Genomic DNA, 19,891 nt, shown 5'->3' with positions numbered 1-19,891 from the left:
AGCAAAAAAAGTCAATTTCTAAGCAAGTGCGGATAGTGTTTTTGAGCCTGTTTCCCATTAGAATGGACCTCGAAAGATGGAAAAAACCGTTTCTTACTTTTTTGGCGGGGGGGATGAACATGGCAGCCCAAAATGCAATCAAATGGGGCATAGCGCCCATCGGTTGGAGAAACGACGATATTCCCGAAATCGGCAAGAACAACAATCTGCAGCAAATTTTAAGCGACATCGTTGTGGCAAAATTCGAAGGAACGGAAGCGGGAGGCTTTTTCCCCGAGCCCGAGGTGTTGAACAAGGAGCTGAAGCTGCGGAATTTGCGCATTGCGGGAAAATGGTTCAGCAGTTTCATCATCCGTGACGGTGTTGAGCAGACCGCGCGGGATTTCGCCGAACATTGCGCCTATTTGAAAGCGGTTAACGCGGATGTCGCCGTCGTCTCGGAGCAAACGTACAGTGTGCAGGGAACGGACAAAAATGTATTTAAAGAGAAGCCGGAATTTACGGACGCAGAATGGACGCGGCTTTGCGAAGGCTTAAACGCTCTGGGGGAAGCAGCCGATAAATACGGACTAAAGCTGGTTTATCACCATCATATGGGGACCGGGGTGCAAACCAAAGCAGAGGTGGACCGGCTGATGGCCGGCACCGATTCCAAGCTTGTTCATTTGCTCTATGATACGGGCCATATTTATGTCTCGGATGGCGATTATCTGTCACTGCTGGAGGCGCATATAAAGCGGATTGCCCATGTCCATTTCAAAGATGTGCGGCCGGAAATATTGGAAAAATGCCGAGCGGAAGGAAAATCGTTTCTGCAATCCTTTCTGGCGGGGATGTTTACCGTTCCGGGTGACGGGTTGATCGATTTTGCGGAAGTATACTCCTTTCTGATGCAGAGCGGTTATCAAGGCTGGATTGTGATTGAAGCCGAGCAGGATCCGGAGATTGCCAATCCGCTGGAATACGCCTTAATCGCCCGGGATTATCTCGATTCCTACGTATTGAAAGCGTAAATGAGCACAGACGTGCGGTGATTGGATAGGAGCCGATAGAGAAGAAATCAATAGCGGATTGCCGGGATTTTATGAAATACGAGAGATGAACATTGGGAGGTAAATTCCATGAAAATAGGCTTCAACGAAGGCTGCAACCGGTTTTGCCAGGATCACTCGGTGCTGAAGGATCTGGAATATTGCGAAAAACACGGGTTCGACTATATCGATATTCAGTCCGAATGCTTGAACCGTGATCTGGAGGCCGGAAAATACACGCTTGAGGATTTGAGCGCCTGGTTCAGAGACCCTGCCCACAAGCTGAAAATGCTGTCGTACAACACGCTGATTTTCTTTAATATGAAGCAAACGCAGGCGGAAAAGGCTGCGGTTATGGAAGAACTGGACGAAATCATCCGCCGCTGCAACATGCTGGACTGCAAAATGATCGTCGTCATTCCGTCGATGGATTTGCCGGTTCACGCCACAGTGGATGAAATCAAAGCGGACGCGGTTGCCGTGCTCAAGGAAATGGTGAAAAAGGTTGAACCGCACGGCATCAAGCTGTCGATCGAATTCTGCGGCGCGCCTTCCATGTCGATCAACCGTTTCGAGGACGCTTACGCTATCGCGCAGGCGGTTGATTCTCCGCTGGTGGGCATCACGCTGGATCAATACCATTTCCATGCCATGGCCTCCAGTTTTGAAGCGCTGGAAAAGGCGGACGGCAGTAAAATTTTTGTCTGGCATTTAAACGGTTCGGAAAATATGCCTTGCGGAGCCCCGTACAATACCGACGAGAAGCGGCTGTGGCCGGGCGAGCCCGGCGATTGTCTGGACCACCGGCGTTATGCCGATACGTTGAAGAAAATCGGGTTTGAAGGGGACGTTTGCACGGTGGAAGTCTTCCGCCCCGATTATTACAAGCTATCCCAGGAAGAGAACGTAAAAAAAGCCGCCGAAGTGACCCGCAGACATGTAGCCAAGTACTGGGGCTGACCGTATTCCGGCGGAAAGCATTAGTCCATCTTATGATACCGATAAGGGAGAGATATTGACATGATCATCGCTTATGACCCGACGCATTACAGAGACAACACAACGATTGAGGAAATGGTCGATAAGGTGGCGAGACTGGGCTACGAATATATTGAGCTGTCGCCGCGGGAAGATTTTTGTCCGTTTTATAAATATCCCAAGGTCGATAAAGCCAAAATCGCTTCCCTGAAAAAAAGATTGCGCGACACGGGGCTGAAAATCTCCTCGTTATTGCCGCTATATTATTGGGCCGGTCCGGATGAGGAGCAAAGACAGGCGGCGGTGCGGAACTGGAAGCGCGCCATTGAAATCGCCGTAGAGCTTGATGTCGATTTGATGAACAGTGAATTCAGCGGCAGTAAATATAACGTACGGGTGTGCGAAGAGAAATTTATTAAATCGATGGAAGAGCTGCTGCCGGTCTTTGAACGGGAAGGAATCAAGCTGAATCTGCAAGCCCACCCCTTGGATTTTATCGAAACGAACAGGGAAGCGATCAACATGATTCGCGCTTTGGATAAAGATTGGATCAAGCTGGTCTACTCCACCGCCCACACTTTTTACTATGACGACGGAATCGGAGACATCGAGAAGATGTTTGACGAAGCCGGAGATTTGCTGGCCCATATGTTGTTCGCCGATACGTTTAATCATAAAGCGGCCTTCGGATTGCGCTATATCGTAAATCCGCCGGACGCCGAAATTACCATTCATCAGCATTTAAACATTGGCGAAGGAGAGGTTGACTTTGCGGCAATCTTCAAAAAGCTGAAGGAAATGAAATTTGACGGCATTGCCACCAACGCGGTGTTTGCTTATCCGGACAAACCCGAGTGGTCCAGCGAGGTTACGTTGAAGGCGATGAAGGAAGGCTTGGGATTGCTTTAAAAAACAGGGGCATGCATGTGCCTGCATCAAACGATAGGAGTTGACCGGCTCTCATGCATGCCCTTGCTGCTTTTAAAAATGCGGCTGTTCTGTACATTTCCTTAAAGACGCTTGCTTACAGCTTTCCGGTTAGAAATTGGGCTTCCCCCATGCCGAAGCTCCAATCCGCCGGTCCGTTCTGTACCAGCGAGATGATCACATCGGTTGGCTCAATACCGCATTCCTGCTTGAGACGTTCAGCCAGCAGCTTGTACAATCGTTCTTTCTGAGCCGGTGTCCGCTCTTTGCTTACGATGCTGATCACGACAACCTGATCGGTCCGCTTAAAACCCAAGCCTGTATCTTCAATGATCATCTCATGGGCAGGGTGCTGATGCACGATCTGATACCGGTCGGTAACCGGAACCTGGAAGGCCTCGACCATCGCATCATGAGCCGCGTCCAGCAGTTTTCTCAATTCCTCCGGGCTGCGTCCTTCAATAACGTCAAAGCGTAATAACGGCATGTTGTTGTCCTCCTGTAAATTTGAATACATTTAATATAAAACATAACCAAGATATTATCAATAGTTGACCTATGGGAGTCTCTGGATTTTAATGAACATGGAGGGATTCATCTGTGACCAGTCCTTTACTGCGTAAACCGAATTTAGTTCAAGAAGGCGGTGTCGCCATCGTCCACCAGCTATTGACCGAAGACACCATGTTAAAATATGTCGGCTTCAAAATGATTGATCTCAAGGCGAAGGCGCGTTACGAGGAAACGCTGACGGATCGGGAATGCTGCATCGTCGCGCTGTCGGGCCGGATTACGGTGACTGAAGGCGAACATCGTTTTGCGGGGATCGGGACAAGGGAGCGCGTATTCGAGAAAACGCCGACCGACAGCGTGTTTGTCTCCGGCGGCAAGCGGTTCAGTCTTGAAGCGGTGACGGCTGCAACCGTCGCCCTGTGTTATGCTCCTTCCCTGCAGCAGCTTCCGACCCGCTGGATTAAAGCCGGGGACGTAAGCGTGGAGCGCCGGGGCAAATACCAGAACCAACGTACGGTGCACAACATTTTGCCTGACAACGATCCTTCAGCCAGCAGCTTGCTTGTGGTGGAGGTGTACACAGAGGGTGGAAATTTCTCGAGTTATCCCCCGCACAAGCATGACCAGGATCGTCTTCCGGAGGAATCGTTTCTGGAAGAAACGTATTATCACGAAGTGGAACCCCGTGCCGGATTTGTTTTTCAAAGAGTGTACACGGACGACCGCAGTTTGGATGAAACGATGTCCGTAGAGCATCGGGATGTGGTGCTTGTACCTGCAGGGTATCATCCGGTGGGCGTACCGGACGGATATACATCCTACTACTTGAACGTCATGGCAGGGCCCAAGCGGATCTGGAAATTCCGCAACGACCCGGATCATGAGTGGATTTTGGGACGGAAATAACCGGAAACTTCAATATAAAGGGGAGCAGCAGCATGGGGAATAAGATCAGATTGACCACGGCGCAAGCCTTGGTCAAGTTTCTAAATCAGCAGTATATTCATGTTGACGGCCGGGAAACACCGTTTGTTGAAGGCATATTCACCGTTTTCGGCCATGGCAATGTGCTTGGCATCGGACAGGCGCTGGAGCAGGATGCCGGCCATTTGAAAGTTTTTCAAGGCAAAAACGAACAAGGTATGGCTCATGCCGCCATAGCGTATGCCAAAGAGAAGCTGCGGCGGAAAATTTTTGCGGTGTCTACCTCGTCCGGACCGGGGTCCGCCAATCTGGTGACCGCGGCCGCCACGGCGCTGGCCAATAACTTTCCCGTTCTGTTTCTGGCTGCGGATACTTTCGCCACCAGACAACCTGACCCGGTACTGCAGCAGCTGGAGCATGAATACAGCATCGCGGTTACGACCAACGATGCGCTGCTGCCCGTTTCCCGCTACTGGGACCGGGTGACGCGCCCGGAACAGTTAATGAGCAGCCTGATACGAGGCTTTGAAGCGCTGACCGATCCGGCCAAGAGCGGACCGGTCACCATCTGCATTGCCCAGGATGTTGAGGGAGAAGCTTTCGATTATGATGAAGCCTTCTTCCAAAAACGCGTCCATTATGTGGATCGCCTGCAGCCAAGCGAACGGGAACTGGAAGCGGCGGAGCGGTTGATTCGCAGCAGCCGTAAACCGTTGATTGTTGTGGGCGGAGGCGTGAAATATTCGCAGGCGCGCGCAGAGCTTATCGCTTTCTCCAAGGAGTACGGGATTCCGTTGGTAGAGACGCAGGCCGGCAAGTCGGCCGTGGAAAGCACATTTGCCAACAATCTGGGGGGCATGGGCATTACGGGGACACTGGCCGCGAACAAGGCGGCCAAAATGGCGGATTTGGTAATCGGTATCGGTACCCGGTACACCGACTTTGCCACTTCGTCCAAGACGGCGTTTGACTTCGAGCATACGAAGTTTCTGAATATTAATGTCAGCCGTATGCAGGCTTACAAGTTGGATGGCTTGCAAATGGTGGCGGATGCCAAAGCCGCTTTAAGCAAACTTCACGAGCGCTTGCGCGGATATGTGAGCGAGTTTGGGCCGATACTTGCGGAACTGAAAAAGGAATGGAATGCCGAGCGTGAACGTTTGGGCCGGATTGAGTTTAAACGTTCGGGTTTCGAGCCGGAAATCAAGGGGCATTTTACGCAGGAGACGATGAACGAATATGCGGACGCGCTTGGCACGGAGCTGGCGCAGACCACGGCGCTGATCGCCATCAATGACACGATTGACAAGGACAGCATTATCATTTCTTCCGCCGGTTCTTTACCGGGAGATCTGCAGCGGCTTTGGGCGTCCGAAGTGGCGAATACGTATCACTTGGAGTATGGCTACTCTTGCATGGGATACGAAATCTGCGGCGCCTTGGGCGTCAAGCTGGCCCATCCCGAGCGGGAGGTTTACTCGATCGTAGGCGACGGCAGTTTCCTGATGCTGCACTCGGAGCTGGTCACAGCGATTCAATATGATCACAAAATCAACATCTTGCTGTTTGACAATTCGGGCTTCGGGTGTATCAACAATTTACAGATGGATCATGGCTCTGGCAGCTATTACTGCGAGTTCAGGACGAAGGACAACCGGATCATGAACATCGATTACGCCAAAGTAGCCGAAGCGTACGGCGCCAAGGTTTATCGAGCGAACACCGCCCAAGAACTCAAGCTGGCGCTGGAGGATGCCAAGAAGCAGACGACCTCTACGCTGATCGACATGAAGGTGTTGCCGAAGACAATGACGGACGGCTATGACAGCTGGTGGCATGTCGGGGTTGCCGAGGTAGCGGACAAAGAGAGCATCCGGCGGGCGTATCGGCGGAAGGTGGAGATGTTGAAGAAATCCAAGCAGTATTAATCATCGTGCGGCCGCAAAACGGCACGCCCCGGCTCATTCATGAAGCAGGCCGGGGCGTGCCGTTTATGTTTAAAGCCGGAATTTTTTCTTATGGCGTGACAATCGTAATGCCGTGTTCTAGAGCGTATTGTTGATAACTCTCAACCGGCATGCTGTTGGTGATCAGGTAATCAATGTCGCTTAAGGAGCAGTACGTGGTGATGCCGTATTTGTCAAATTTGCTGTCGTCAATCATCAAATAAACTTTTGCGCTTTTCTCCACGATTGTACTTTTTACCTCGGTCTCGAGCGGCGACGAGTTGGTCACTCCGTTGGTTAGGGTGATGCCGGTGGAAGCGAGGAAAGCTTTGTTGATGTTATATTTTTTAAGGAATTCAATGCTCTGAAAACCGACAAAAGAATTCGTCTTGCGTTCAAGCATGCCGCCTGTGGAGAAGATGGCCAAGGAAGGATACGCTTTGGCTTGGTGAATAAAGTCAAAGTTGTTGGAAATAATCGTAAGCTGCTTGTGATGAATGTAAGGAAGAAGCTCGAGGGTTGTAGTCCCCGAGTCGACAAAAATTACCTCCCCATCCTCCACAAACTGGGAAGCCAGCTTCCCGATCTCCTGCTTTTTGGTCAAGTTTTGATCTCTTCGTTCGTTAAAGACAACGAGTGCGGAGTGGTTGACGGATACTCCTCCGTAAACTTTCTTCAGAATCCCCGCTTCGACAAGGGTCTGGATATCCCTGCGGATCGTGTTCTTTGAAACGTTAAAGTGCTTGACCAGTTCCTCCAAAGATACCGACTCATGCTCAAAGACATATTCTTTAATTTGATTTATTCGTTGTGATTTGATCATATGCTGATTCCCCTAAGACAAATTTGGTTAAACTCCTGATCATATGTGGCTAAATTTATTGTAATCGAGGTGAGATCAAAAATCTACAAAGGCCGGTTTCTTTTGAACAAAAAGGTACATGTACGAAAGTACGGTTAAAAGGAAGTGTTTAGGCCTTATAATAGAGATAAAGGAGGGGGCCGGATGTTCGGTAAAAGAAATTCGGAAGATGTAGAGTCGCCTCTGACAGACTCGATTAATGAATTGTTCGTATCCAGGTTCCCGGTATTGCTTTGGGTGTTGATGGTATTTATAAGCTCGTTGACAATACAAAATCTGGGCGAACCTCGTATCGTTAATAGTTTGTTATTTAGCGCGGGCATTGTGGCTCACATCTGCCTGCACTGGAATTCGTACCGCATTACCAAAAAACATCCCTGGCTGTATTTTTTAGTGCAGGGGTTGTTGATTGCGATATGCGCCTACTTGATGCCGCAAAAAGGCACTTTTCCCGTTTTAATAGGTTTGTTTCCCGTGCTGATCGGGCAAAGCGTGGGCTTGTATAATCAAAAGCGAAAAATACTCCTGACGGCTCTGTTCTGCATGCTGCTGTTTTTTTATTGCGTTCTGCGTGCGGGCAGTCTGGATGAAATCATCGGTTTGTCGCTAATGTTTGTCTTCATGATGATCATCGTTATGGCGTATGCGCTGCTCTTTTTTAGACAAGTTCATGCGCGCCTCAGGACGCAAAATTTTTTGCGCGACCTGGAGAAGGCACATCGGAAAGTTGAAGAATTGACCCTTGCCAATGAACGGCAGCGTATGGCTCGCGATCTCCACGATACACTGGCCCAGGGCTTGGCAGGCCTGATCATGCAGTTGGAGGCCGTCGACGCTTTTATGGCCCAGGGAAACACGGACCGGTCGCGGGATATTGTCAAGAAAGCGATGGAGCAGGCGCGGCGAACTTTGGCCGATGCCCGCCGGGCGATCGACGACTTGCGGGTCAAATCGGGCCCTGACGTCGATTTCAAAGAGGCGGTGGCTGATGAGGTCCGGCGTTTTATCCAGGCTACAGGGATTCAGACATTTTTGGATATAAAAGTCACCCGGCGCTTGTCGGGAAAAATGACCGAACATAGTCTGCAGATCATTAGCGAGTGCTTGACCAATGTGACCAAACATGCCAAGGCCGATAAAGTATGGGTAACGGTGTCCGATGCGAATAACCGGTTGTTTGTTGAAATTAGAGATAACGGGACAGGTTTTAACACGGAGATGCTCGGCAAGCAACCGGGGCGCTACGGCATATTGGGGATGCAGGAGCGCGCCAGGCTGATCGGGGGAGAATTTCATATTTTTAGCGGTGCGGAAGGCACAAAAGTTCAAATGGAGGCTTCAATGCTTGAAGGAGAAACAGTATGAACCGGTATAAAGTGCTGATTGTCGACGATCATTTCGTCGTGAGAGAAGGACTCAAGCTGATTCTGGAAACCGATGAGAGATTCGAGGTCATCGGTGAAGCGGAGAACGGGGAGATTGCCGTTCAGCTGGCTCATGAACTCAACCCGGATGTGATTTTAATGGACCTGAATATGCCCGTCATGAGCGGGCTGGAAGCCATGAAGCTGTTGAATAACAGCGGCAGCCGCATTCCGGTCATTATTTTGACGACTTATAACGAAGATGATCTTATCGCTAACGGCCTTGCTTTGGGGGCGAAAGGTTATTTGCTCAAAGATACGGGCCGGGATCATCTGTTCCGTACGATCGAATCGGCGATGCGAGGAGAGACGCTGCTGCAGGCCGAAATTTTGGCCAAAGCGCTGGCTGCGAAAGAGCACCGGGAGGACACCCCGCGGAAGGAGCAGGTTTCTTCGCTTACCGAGAAAGAAGTTCAGGTCCTGCAGTTCGTCGCCCGCGGGTACAAAAGCAAAGAAATTGCTTTTGATATGGGCATTTCCGAGCGAACGGTTAAGGCGTATTTAACGAACATCTATAATAAACTGGGAGTTGATTCTCGGTCGCAAGCCGTAGCAACGGCTCTGGAACGGGGAATTCTTCATCCTTAAGTACGCCCGGTCAAAATCAAACAAATGAGGGGGAGGTAAAGCTGTTAGATAGGTCCATTCGTTATGGCACCTTGTTGCTTATTATCATTGCCGTCGTTTATTTGGGCTCTAAGCTGGATTTTATTTATGGTCCCATACAAATCATGATAAGCGCGGTCCTGGTTCCGCTGCTGCTCGCCGGATTTTTTTACTATTTGCTGCGGCCGGCGGTGGATTTTCTGGAACGGCGCAAGGTCAAGCGGACATTGGCTATTCTGCTGCTGTATGTGGTTATGCTGATCGTCGCCGTCGCGTTTATCGTGGGGGTATGGCCGCCTTTGCAAACCCAAATGGTTAATCTGCTGCAAAACGTTCCAAACTTGCTCGACATGCTGAATGTCAAGCTGAACGAGCTGGCGGAGAATCAGCAGCTATCCTTTTTGCATCTGGAAGAAATTGATTTCTCCAAAGTGACCGAATATCTGGGCAATGGCGTCACGTTGCTGGCCAATTCCATTACCGGCCTTGTTTCGCTGCTTTCCAATTTTGCGATCGCCTTGTTCACGTTTCCGATCATTCTGTATTACTTGCTCAAGGATGGTCAGCGCTTCGGAGTAACTTTGGCGAAGATGTTTCCGCGGCGCTATCGCGGAGAAGCGTTGAGAACGGTCCGCGAAATCGACAATGTGCTAAACAATTATATCGTCGGCCGGGTTATCGTCAACGTAGCGCTGGGAATTTTGATGCTTATCGGATTTTGGATTTTGGGGCTTCCGTATGCCTTGTTGCTGACGGTCATCGCGGTTATTATGAATTTCGTCCCGATTTTCGGGGCCATCATCTCCGCCATTCCTATTGTGCTTATCGGCTTGATCGAGTCTCCGTACGTCGGAATCTGGTCGCTGGTGATCATCCTGGCGGCGCAGCAAATTCAGGATAACCTGATCTCGCCTTACGTGTTCGGCAAAACGCTGGATATCCATCCGGTGACGACCATTCTGCTCATCCTGGGCAGCGGCAAAATATTTGGCATCATCGGCATGCTGCTGATCGTACCTATATATATGATCCTCAAAATATTATGGAAGAAACTGTTCCGGCTGTTGATCAAGCAGCAGAATCGGAAAAAATCCGGGACGGTGGAGAAGACATAGCAGGGGGGCTCCTACTGCTGGCAAAAAATCATCGCCTTGCCGTCGTCAGAGCGGCAAGGCGATGATTTATAACTCAAGTCGAAAACCAATCGTGGGAAAACGCGAAGGGCGTTGAAAGCTTGAGGATAGGGAAGTGGGGCGAAACGACAGATCAACACTTGCTGTAAGGAGACTTTACACGATTATCCCGTTTGATCAGGTAGCAGAGAGAAAGACAAGCTCAAGAGAAAAAATATTTGGTGGGAAAGCAGATAGGCTCGAGATAATTTAGACGGGCTTAGGAGAAGGAATCAGGTTTAGGGGAGGTGAAACAGACCGGACAAGAGAACAAGACAGGAGATCAAGGACTCATTAAGTTGATCTGCATCAGGTACCCCCTACCCGTTCAAGCGCCACGATCAGGCCGCAACCGCAAGGGGCTGGTTCGGTTGGCGCGCGATCAGCCGGCGGTAAGGGATCGCCGGAATTGCCACACACATGCGCAGTAACTTCGGCCGCATCGTTTCTTCCGCTCCGGGCAGTCCTCCTTGCAGGCGCAGTCGGCGGCGTCCGGTGTATTCGTTCAGGTACGCCTGCAGATGTTTCAGTCCCAAGGCTCCATACGTACTCTTCAGCGATTCCCAAGCCTCTCTCACCACTCTCCGCAAAGGCGCATACAGCCGAAAGGCCTGAGGGAACAATTGTACCGCCGATGTACGGACATCCACATGCCCGCTAATAAACGCGGTTAGATCGTGACGGTTTGCCCTTTTTTCGCCTCCCCGCTTATTTGGCACCAGGCGGATTTTGACCTGTTCCGGCTCGCCCGACTCCGTGACCGTGCAGCCGGCTACGACCGCCGAGGCGTACGGATGCGAAAGCTGACACCGGGACGGATTACGCCCGTACTGATCGCTGTTCACCTTCACGTCTCCGGAAAGCAGCTCCCGGGCATCGAACTCCCCCACGGCATGACGTATTTTGTGCAGCATCGACCAGGCGGTCTTGTAGGCAACCCGGATCACCTGGCGCAGCCGCAGCGCCGAGATGCCGCCCTCAAGCAGGAACAAATCCAGGGCCTCGAACCACTTGAGCAAGGGCAGATGCGTTCCTTCAAAAATTGTGCCGACCAAAGGCGACGCTTGATGCTTGCACTTTCCGCACTCGAACAAGGGGATATGCCGGGAAGTCAGACGGCTGCACCGGGTGTGAGCGCAGCGCGGGCAGACGAAGCCGCTGGGCCACTTCATCGCGATTAGCGCCTCCATGCAGTCCTGCTCGCTGTTAAAACGACTGCTGAATGATTGAAGTTCCGTTCCCGTATTGACTTCCATGCCCGCTCCGCCCCCGAATCAAGAATACACGAACATAAGTTCCATTTATTTCATTATACCAAACACACGTTCTCTAATCAAGCCGAAAATCTTACCTGAACCGCCTCATTTTTTCCTCATCTTTTTTGTTTTTTTCCTCTCTTTTTTGGAACCCTTGCTCTAGCCCCCACCCCCTGCTCCCTGAACGAAAGGAATAATCGTGCAAAGGCTACAGGCAGGAGCACCAAGACACGAAGCCTTTAGATAGTCCCTTTACAGCCCCCCCCTCACCCGGCGTCGATTTGTGACACTGCGAAAGTCGAGTTATAAAACTATGGATTGGACTTTAAGGAGTTGACTTCGTCTTCCGATAGCCCGCTCGCTTTGACGATAATGGAAACCTCAAGCTGTTCACAAATTTCAGAAGCTTGCTATGGTGTTCGTCAATCATGGCGGCAATAAGGGAAGAGACGTATTCAAGGCTTGGGATCGGTGTGTTCAGCTTGCTTTTATAGGGACGGATACTGCGGTAAAGCGGTTCCAAAATGAACAGCGCCTGGAAACCGTTTAATGCCCTGAGATCCGGACCTGCTGACTTGAGCATTTCGGGTTTAAACATAATGTTGCAAATTTTAAAATCGTAAGGATCTTTATAGGCATGCAGTTTTTCCCCATTGATGACAAAAACATTTCCCTTCTTGATAAAAGATGCATCGTGGTCCTCGACCAAAAAGTCAACGAACGATGCGGCTAATTTTTCGAAGCAAACCGGCATCGGCATGTATGCCGTTTTCGGGGTCCGCTACGGGGACGGCGTTAAAGATTCCACGGGCAACTACTACACCGCGAACTTCCCGGAACAAATCGTCGCCGGCTACTCGGATGCCGAGAAGCAAGCTTTGGCCGCTTACCGGGCCACAACCTGGAAAAAAAGAAACCTCAAAAGCCGCGCTACCGGCGGATTTTGAGGCTTCTTCCGTTTTGCTGCACAGAAGCTGCGGATTTAACTCCTTCAGGTCTCGGGCGAATCGTTTTCCTTAAAGTGCACGATCGGCTTGATTACTTGCATAATCAATTGGATCTTCTCGGGAGAACAATCCTCCAGCAGCTCGATAATCTCATGCCGGAGATAGTCCTTTCCCTGAATGTTCGTGCCGCTCAGAATATATTCGGGCGATTCCTCAAGAACGACGCAGATCTGGGACAATCTGTCCAGGTTGATGGCCGTTTTGCCCCGTTCAATTTTGCTTATATAGGCGTTGGAGACATCCAATTTTTCGGCCAGCACTTCCTGCGTTAATCCTCGTCCCTCTCTGGCCCGCTTGATTCTTTTGCCAATTAGCGAATAATCGTAACCCATGTCATCACCTGCCTAAATTGTAACAACCCTCCTTTGTGCAATACATGCATCAACAGTTAATTTAAACTTATAAGTTAAGATTTATAAACTAATAATTTGAATTTAACGTAGAGGTTTAAATATTGGCGGAAGGGAGACATATAATTAGTCATTTTTCCTCGAATAAAGAAGCGCCGTTGGTTTCAATTACTTTTTGGTACCAATAAAATGAAGCTTTTTTTATGCGGTTTAATGTTCCTTCGCCATGGTTATCCAAATCGACGTAAATAAATCCGTATCTTTTGGACATTTCCGATGTGCCTGACGAGACGATGTCGAAGGAAGACCAAGCGGTATAACCGATAACTATAACTCCATCGATAACCGCTTCCCTGATTTGTTCGATATGTTTGGCAAGATAAGAAATCCGGTAATCATCATGGATTTCTCCTTGTTCATCAAGCGTATCGTTAGCGCCGATTCCATTTTCAACGATAAATAATGGCGCCTGGTAACGATCATACAGCGTGTTTAATGTATATCTTAAGCCGATAGGGTCAATTTGCCATCCCCATTCGGATGTTTCCAGGTACGGATTTTTTAATTGCTCGCGAAGATTGCCGTCCGTTTTTTGCAGATCTTCTTTTTTGCTGCTGGATATGGAAGACATATAATAGCTAAAGGCGAGAAAATCCGCAGTATGTTTTTTTAACAGCTCGAAATCCTCATCCTGGGCTTGGATCGAAATATCGTGTTCATGAAAATAACGATGGATATATCTGGGATAAGCCCCTCTTAATAATACATCCGTAAAGAAGTAATTATCGATTTGCTCATCGATCACGGATAACATGGCGTCTTCCGGGTTGCAGGTGGCCGGATACGTAGTGAATTTCGCGATCATGCAGCCGATTTTTGCCTCCGGATATCGTTCATGCAGCATCTTGGTTGCCAGGGCAGAGGCAACAAATTGATGGTGCACCGCCTGATAACAATCCTGAACAAAGTGTTCGCTTCCTTCCGCATAGATCCCGAGTGAGTTGAATGGGGTAAAACGCGCTCCGTTAATCTCGTTAAACGCGATCCAATACTTCACCTTATCCCCGTATCGATCAAATAGAAGCGCTGCGTACCGGACATAGAAGTCAATCAGTTCGCGGTTTTTCCAGCCGCCGTATGCGGTAACTAAATGAAGCGGTAAGTCAAAATGGCTGATGGTGATGAGCGGTTCCATTCCCTGATCGACAATCTCCCCAATCACTTGATCATAAAAATCGAGCCCGGCTTGATTGGGGTGTTGTTCGTTTCCTTTTGGGAAAATCCGGCTCCACGCAATGGACATTCTAAACACTTTAAATCCCATTTCGGCGCATAAGCGGATATCCTCTTGATATCGATGATAAAAATCAACACCGATTCTTTTGGGATATTTTTCGGTCCCCTCGTAGTTCATCGCGTCTTCGATTCTTTGTTTGTCAACGTATTTGCGTTCTTTCCTTGAAACGCTCTTATCGTATCGCAAAGCCATATCGGCTACCGTTAATCCTTTTCCGCCTTCTTGGTAAGCCCCTTCAGCCTGGGGAGCCGAAATGGCGCCTCCCCATAAGAACCGGTCGGGAAATCCTGCGAATCGCTCGAACATTTTCATGACTCCTCTCATTTATTTAAGGGTTAAAATAACATCCTCTTGGCCTACATATGGTTTATTGAAAACGGTTTGTACGGAAGCATAGTTATTCGGATTGGTAACGATGATCACCACTGCTGAATTGTATCCTTCCGCTTCAATCGCCTCTTTATCAAATTCCAATAGAATATCGCCTTTCTTTACGACATCTCCGGTTTTACGGAAGGATTTAAAATGCTTTCCTTTTAATTTCACGGTGTCAATCCCGACATGGATCAGGAGTTCGACGCCGACGTCCGTTTCAATGCCCACGGCATGGTTCGTGCGGTAAACCGTCAATTTACCGTCTGCTGGAGCGACAATTTGATGTTGATCAGCGATGATCGCCAGGCCTTCGCCCAGTAATTTTTCGGAAAAAGTGCGGTCATTTAACTCTTTCAGATCCAGGAAATTACCCGAAACCGGACTGAAAATTTCCAAGTTACCCGCTTGATCGGAAGCCGAAGCTTTTGCAGCCGGAGCCGCCGGAGCGTTTGTTTCAGTTTCCGAAGCATGCTCCGGTTCTCCCGGATTGATGCGGAAAATCCCTTTTCCAAGTACTATGGTGATCACAAAAGTGGCGGCCAGCGTGAACAGAAGACCAACCAAAATGCTGGCAAAACCGCCGCCGGCATAAACGGGAATGCTAAAAATACTCGGCATGGAAGAAGCGTACGCCTTCGCTCCCATAATGGTGGCGACCATTCCACCGATCCCGCCGCCTAAAACCGTACCGATCAGCGCCGCTTTATATTTGATGATAATGCCGTAAAGGGCCGGTTCCGTAACGCCCAAAAACCCGGAAAACGTCGATGATAAAGCGAGCTGTTTCTTGCTTTTTTCCTTAATCAGCATGTAGACCGCCAATGTGGATGTCGCTTGCGCTATGGTGCTTAAGAAATTGGCCGGGCTGATATTGGTATAACCAAACGTGGCGATTTGCTGCAGCAAAATCGGCCGGATGGCATGGTGCATGCCGGTTAATACCAGGAACGGGCGAATCGCGCCAATGACAAATCCGGCCAGCCACGGGACGGTTTTGACGATCCAGTCGATCCCGTAAGCCAGATAGTTCCCCCCGTAATAACCTAACGGCGCAAGCAGCGACAGGGAGACAGGGACCATAATGATAATCGTTAAAAGCGGCGTAAATATAGAGTTGACGATAGACGGCATAATCTTTTGAATATAGCCGTAAACATATTTCAATAATAGAACGGATAAAATAATCGGAATTACCGAGGAACTATAATCGATCATCGGAATAGGCAGTCCAAACAGCTTGATCGGTTCGGCACCTTCCGCGGCCGCCTTGATCATGCTTGGATACATTAGTGCGCCGGCCAATGATAAAGCCATGTATTCGTTGGTTTTAAATTTTTGCGCCGCGCTTACAGCAAGCAGGAACGGGAAGAAATAAAACATGCAGTTTGAAGCGATATCCAAAATCGTCCCTAATGAACTGGCGGGATCAAGCCAACCATTCGATGTGAAAAAATACAAAATACCTTTCAGCATCCCGCCGCCTACCAATGGAGGCAAAGCTTTGACCAGAATGCTGGAAAGCGTGCTGATCAGCCGGTTAAAGGTGGACTCTTTTTTCGTATCTGCCTGCGCTTGTCCTTGATTGGAACTATCCTCAAATCCGGGAATTTGCTCAATAATCTCGTTATATAGCTTCCCGACATTGTCTCCGACAATAATTTGATATTGGCCGCCTTGCTTTTGCACGCCCAGAACATTTAATTTTTCGATTTCTTCCGTTTGTGCCTTTGCCTCATCCTTCAGCACAAATCTAAGCCTTGTGACACAGTGGGTTAAATCCGAAATATTGTCTTTTCCCCCGATGAATTCGATGATTTTCTTGGACATTTCTTTGTTGTCCATACAACGTCCTCCTTTTGAATGGATGCAATCCATCTATATAAAAAGACCTTAATAAACTTCACCCGTACAACGATGAAATCTACTAAGGTCTTGCCAGCCGAACTGTAACGAATCCTTGTTGAATTTATGAGGTTTTAATCAATAAAAAAGACCCTAACCGCCTCCATCGCAAATTGGATGAAAGTGACTAAGGTCTTGCCAGCCGAACTGTAACGAATCCTTTTTGAAAGTTATTATGTTTTCCTCACTAAATTTCCGATATGCATCGTAAGATACATTTTTTCGATATCCGATGTTTGCAAGCCCATTTGATCTTGAATATGTTGAGCGATCTTATCTGCACACTGTTTTTCTTCAGGAAATTTTTCGCTGATGATTTGGGTTAGCGACGATGGTTCAAAATCCAAAACCTCTCCGCTTTTCTGCCGCATCAAATAATATCTCAGATGGGTGACAAAACGGTTAAAAGCAATGGACTCATCATCAAAATCAACTTGAAAGTGATACTTTACCAGCTTAACGACACGGTTAATGATCTCGGTCAACTCAATGACTTCTTGAACCGCTTTCGATTCGATTTGCCCATTTACGAAATGCAATGCAATAGATGCAGCTTCGATAGGGGGGAGCTCGACATTTAATCGCTTATTGATCAAGCTGACGGTTTCTTTGCCGATTTTATATTCCGCAGGATAAAACTTTTTGATTTCCCATTCCAAAGGATTGGCGATGTCCATTTGTTTCTTTACCCTGGAAATAGCGAAGAGCACGTGATCCAACAAGGTGAAAAAAATATTCGGATTTAATTCGGCCTTTAAAATTTCTTCACCCCTGGAGATTGCCTGATCAATGACCTCGATCTCTTCCTGGGAAGCGTCGGTGACTAATGCGGACATTTGCTCAATGGATAAGGACCCGGCCGAGAAAAATTTCTTCTCGATCAATTCCGCATTCACTTTATTCCCCGGGTATGCCTGAAATCCAATGCCTTTTCCCATTAAGATAAATTGTTGAGTGTTATCCTTGGCAAGTACAACGTTGTTATTAATTCTCTTCTCGATGATCATTCTGCACCTCAAACAATAACCTAAATGAGAAAAAAACGCAGTTCTCATTGACAACGTTATCAATACTGTAAAAGCTACATGAGATTTATTTTTTTGTCAATATCAATTATTGGAGTGTTATTAGAAAATCTATTTTCGTATTGATTTTTCTATGAAAATTTAATATTCTACTTATATCATATATTGTAATATTATGGGAAAATATCAAAATTTACGGACGTCCGTGCAACGAAATTGTCATTCCAATTTTAAGGAGGTTTATGATGAAAAAGTCAGTGGCTTTACTGATGGCGTTGGTGATGGTCTTCGGTTTGCTTCCGCAAATTCCGGCAAATGCGGCGAGCGCTCCGCCTTCGACCTGGCAAGAGCATTGGTTCGAGCATAAGGAATTGCTCAAGCTCGCCTATTATGACGATGAGGTGGCCGTGTATTTTGACGATGATATAAACCCGAATCAGGCCAACTGGATTTACTCCACGGCCGCCGACGTATGGAAATATACGAAGCAAACCTATGGCTCCATGGGAGGAGACGGGAGACTTTACGTTGTGGTCCATAACAAAAAATACAGCGGCGGTCATCCCGGATATTACTATAATGCCGACCATGACTACCGTAACGTAATCGATATCGGCGGTTCCGACTTTAGCAGCCGGAGCGGATGGAATCTGGATATCCTTGTCCATGAAATCGCTCATATTGTAGAGTTTGCGGCAAACGGGGCCAAGGGCTCCCCGGCTTTCCGGCTGTGGGGCGACAGCAAATGGGCGGAAATTTACCAATATGATGTTTACAAGGCATTGGGGTACGACAGCGAAGCGCAGCGAGTTTATGACAGCTTCGTATGCAAGTCGGAAAGCTTCCCGCAGGCAGGAACCTACTGGTTTAAGAATTGGTATTATCCGGTTTATGACAACTATGGGAAAAATCAAACGCTTACACGCTTCTTCCAGCTGCTTGCCCAATATTTCCCGAGAAATTCCGCCGGTTATTTCACACGAGATCTGAACATGGGCGAGTATGTCCATTTTATGAGCGGCGCGGCAAAAGCCGATCTGAAATCGCTGGCGTCCGGCGCTTTCGGTTGGATGAACGAATACGAAAACCAATATCAGGCGGCGCGCCGGGATTTTCCGCAAATCACTTACGGGGGAGACGTAACCATCTCAGAGGGGGCCGTCTTTTATGGAGACGCCAACTATGGCGGATTTGCCGTGGCGCTGGGGGTGGACACTTACAACTACAATGACATGCTGGCGGCCGGCATTCCCAACGATAAGCTCTCCTCGGTGAAGGTGACTCCCGGCATCAAAGTGACACTCTACGAACATAAGGATTTCCAGGGAGCAAGCAAGGTATTGCTGGCGGACACTTCCTATGTCGGCGACGATTTTAATGACAAGACCTCTTCCATCAAAATAGAGCGGGTAAACTAGGCTGGTCAATCATTGGATGTTCAGGATGAACGTCCGCTTTTTGCTCAATACTATACGTATGTATGGTATAATTAGGCAGGATGAGGAAGCAATCAACTTACATAAAATAACCTGTTAAACAGAAAGGGTGCAAGGAATGAAACGGAGAAATGTCTTGCTAGCGGCCGGAGTTATTGTGGTTGCGGCGTTAGGAACCTACTATATTTTTACGGGAAGCGCTGAGAAAGAAGCTGCAACCGTTAGGCTGGATGCGCAAAGCTTGAAGCAACTGGTGCACGATTACAGCGCGGACAACCTGCAAGCCCAATCGGCTTCGATCACGGCGCGTCAGCTTGTGGTGACTGACGAGGGAAAAGGTTCTACGGCGTATGAACTGCCGGAAGACGAGTTTTTTGTGTCCATCGCGCCGTATCTTGAGCAAACGCATCCATGCGAAATCCACAGTTTGACAAGCTGCCAGGGAGAACTGGCGGATCAAGAGTTTGATGTATCCATCGCCGATCTGGAGGGGAACACCATATTGGATCAAAAAATGAAGTCTCAGGCCAACGGATTTATCGATCTGTGGCTGCCGCGGGACAAAACGTACCGTATCACAGTAGGTCACGACGGAAAAACGGCCGAGTCGGAGATTTCCACGTTTGACAGCGACAACACTTGCATTACAACCCTCCAATTAAGTTAGTTCGCACTGAAGCGTCTAAACAAGCCCGGTGCCGGAAACGGCGCCGGGCTTGTTGTATCTTGGGGACGATTCCCTTGAATCTATGAGCCGTTTTGAAAGTTCCCTTTTTTGTCATAATTCCCCCAAACCCTTTAACTATCGGGCATTTTCGATAAATATTAGGGCAACTCCGCACTTTAATCTATCAAATTAA

General features: G+C 48.6%; 18 protein-coding genes and 1 pseudogene. 11 read left to right on the top strand and 8 right to left on the bottom strand.

What is annotated here, in order from left to right; all coding sequences use genetic code 11:
• Positions 1–119: 119 nt before the first annotated feature.
• From iolE to NYE74_RS26155, 3 genes are all read left to right on the top strand, one after another.
• Positions 120–1,013, top strand: a complete 894-nt coding sequence (gene iolE / locus NYE74_RS26165) for a myo-inosose-2 dehydratase (protein WP_341005285.1) — start codon at positions 120–122, stop codon at positions 1,011–1,013.
• A 108-nt stretch (positions 1,014–1,121) separates the two neighbouring features.
• Positions 1,122–1,991 (top strand): sugar phosphate isomerase/epimerase family protein, encoded by an 870-nt coding sequence (locus tag NYE74_RS26160; RefSeq protein ID WP_341005284.1) that lies wholly within the window; start codon positions 1,122–1,124, stop codon positions 1,989–1,991.
• Between the two features lie 60 nt (positions 1,992–2,051).
• Complete coding sequence (locus NYE74_RS26155; protein ID WP_036624488.1) at positions 2,052–2,918, top strand: sugar phosphate isomerase/epimerase family protein; 867 nt, start codon at positions 2,052–2,054, stop codon at positions 2,916–2,918.
• 115 nt (positions 2,919–3,033) lie between these two features.
• On the opposite strand, the gene NYE74_RS26150 is transcribed toward NYE74_RS26155, so the two are convergent.
• Positions 3,034–3,423, bottom strand: coding sequence for a tautomerase family protein (locus tag NYE74_RS26150; protein ID WP_036624486.1), 390 nt, complete (start codon positions 3,421–3,423; stop codon positions 3,034–3,036).
• Between the two features lie 113 nt (positions 3,424–3,536).
• Between NYE74_RS26150 and iolB the strand changes: the two genes are divergently transcribed.
• Positions 3,537–4,355, top strand: coding sequence for a 5-deoxy-glucuronate isomerase (gene iolB, locus NYE74_RS26145; RefSeq protein WP_036624484.1), 819 nt, complete (start codon positions 3,537–3,539; stop codon positions 4,353–4,355).
• 32 nt (positions 4,356–4,387) lie between these two features.
• On the top strand, positions 4,388–6,301 hold the full coding sequence (gene iolD, locus NYE74_RS26140; RefSeq protein ID WP_036624481.1) for a 3D-(3,5/4)-trihydroxycyclohexane-1,2-dione acylhydrolase (decyclizing): 1,914 nt from the start codon (positions 4,388–4,390) through the stop codon (positions 6,299–6,301).
• Positions 6,302–6,389: 88 nt separating this feature from the next.
• Here the strand turns inward: iolD and NYE74_RS26135 are convergent, their stop codons facing one another.
• On the bottom strand, positions 6,390–7,142 hold the full coding sequence (locus tag NYE74_RS26135; RefSeq protein WP_341005283.1) for a DeoR/GlpR family DNA-binding transcription regulator: 753 nt from the start codon (positions 7,140–7,142) through the stop codon (positions 6,390–6,392).
• Between the two features lie 183 nt (positions 7,143–7,325).
• Here NYE74_RS26135 and NYE74_RS26130 point away from each other — a divergent pair, with 183 nt between their 5' ends.
• The 3 genes from NYE74_RS26130 (at position 7,326) to NYE74_RS26120 (ending at position 10,326) form a co-directional block, all read left to right on the top strand.
• Positions 7,326–8,546 (top strand): sensor histidine kinase, encoded by a 1,221-nt coding sequence (locus tag NYE74_RS26130; RefSeq protein WP_051985602.1) that lies wholly within the window; start codon positions 7,326–7,328, stop codon positions 8,544–8,546.
• A complete protein-coding gene (locus tag NYE74_RS26125; protein WP_341005282.1) occupies positions 8,543–9,193 on the top strand; it encodes a response regulator transcription factor in 651 nt (216 codons plus the stop codon). The genes NYE74_RS26130 and NYE74_RS26125 overlap by 4 nt, the downstream gene beginning before the upstream one ends.
• Positions 9,194–9,336: 143 nt before the next feature.
• Positions 9,337–10,326 carry an AI-2E family transporter gene (locus NYE74_RS26120; protein WP_115311295.1) on the top strand — a complete coding sequence of 330 codons (990 nt, stop codon included), beginning with the start codon at positions 9,337–9,339 and terminating at the stop codon, positions 10,324–10,326.
• Positions 10,327–10,724: 398 nt separating this feature from the next.
• On the opposite strand, the gene NYE74_RS26115 is transcribed toward NYE74_RS26120, so the two are convergent.
• Both NYE74_RS26115 and NYE74_RS26110 read right to left on the bottom strand, forming a co-directional pair.
• Positions 10,725–11,639 (bottom strand): transposase, encoded by a 915-nt coding sequence (locus tag NYE74_RS26115; protein ID WP_051985601.1) that lies wholly within the window; start codon positions 11,637–11,639, stop codon positions 10,725–10,727.
• 325 nt (positions 11,640–11,964) lie between these two features.
• Positions 11,965–12,399 carry a hypothetical protein gene (locus tag NYE74_RS26110; protein ID WP_174719585.1) on the bottom strand — a complete coding sequence of 145 codons (435 nt, stop codon included), beginning with the start codon at positions 12,397–12,399 and terminating at the stop codon, positions 11,965–11,967.
• Here NYE74_RS26110 and NYE74_RS26105 point away from each other — a divergent pair.
• Positions 12,350–12,547 (top strand): annotated as a pseudogene (locus NYE74_RS26105) (ABC transporter substrate-binding protein); the annotation flags it as partial. The gene NYE74_RS26110 and the pseudogene NYE74_RS26105 sit on opposite strands and share 50 nt — an antisense overlap.
• An 83-nt stretch (positions 12,548–12,630) precedes the next feature.
• Here the strand turns inward: NYE74_RS26105 and NYE74_RS26100 are convergent.
• The 4 genes from NYE74_RS26100 to NYE74_RS26085 all read right to left on the bottom strand — a co-directional run bounded on the left by NYE74_RS26100 (position 12,631) and on the right by NYE74_RS26085 (position 17,577).
• Positions 12,631–12,978 (bottom strand): helix-turn-helix domain-containing protein, encoded by a 348-nt coding sequence (locus tag NYE74_RS26100; protein WP_036624470.1) that lies wholly within the window; start codon positions 12,976–12,978, stop codon positions 12,631–12,633.
• Positions 12,979–13,126: 148 nt separating this feature from the next.
• A complete protein-coding gene (locus NYE74_RS26095) occupies positions 13,127–14,599 on the bottom strand; it encodes a glycoside hydrolase family 1 protein (protein ID WP_124331645.1) in 1,473 nt (490 codons plus the stop codon).
• An 18-nt stretch (positions 14,600–14,617) separates the two neighbouring features.
• Positions 14,618–16,510, bottom strand: coding sequence for a beta-glucoside-specific PTS transporter subunit IIABC (locus NYE74_RS26090; protein ID WP_341005281.1), 1,893 nt, complete (start codon positions 16,508–16,510; stop codon positions 14,618–14,620).
• Positions 16,511–16,743: 233 nt separating this feature from the next.
• Positions 16,744–17,577, bottom strand: coding sequence for a PRD domain-containing protein (locus tag NYE74_RS26085; RefSeq protein ID WP_036624468.1), 834 nt, complete (start codon positions 17,575–17,577; stop codon positions 16,744–16,746).
• Between the two features lie 263 nt (positions 17,578–17,840).
• Here NYE74_RS26085 and NYE74_RS26080 point away from each other — a divergent pair, with 263 nt between their 5' ends.
• Positions 17,841–19,013, top strand: coding sequence for a hypothetical protein (locus NYE74_RS26080; protein WP_174719586.1), 1,173 nt, complete (start codon positions 17,841–17,843; stop codon positions 19,011–19,013).
• Between the two features lie 136 nt (positions 19,014–19,149).
• Positions 19,150–19,698 carry a CueP family metal-binding protein gene (locus NYE74_RS26075; protein WP_036624466.1) on the top strand — a complete coding sequence of 183 codons (549 nt, stop codon included), beginning with the start codon at positions 19,150–19,152 and terminating at the stop codon, positions 19,696–19,698.
• The last annotated feature ends 193 nt before the right edge of the window (positions 19,699–19,891 follow it).

It is taken from the genome of Paenibacillus sp. FSL P4-0127, assembly GCF_038007325.1.
Lineage (GTDB): Bacteria > Bacillota > Bacilli > Paenibacillales > Paenibacillaceae > Fontibacillus > Fontibacillus macerans.
This window is presented reverse-complemented; position numbering and strand designations above follow the sequence as displayed.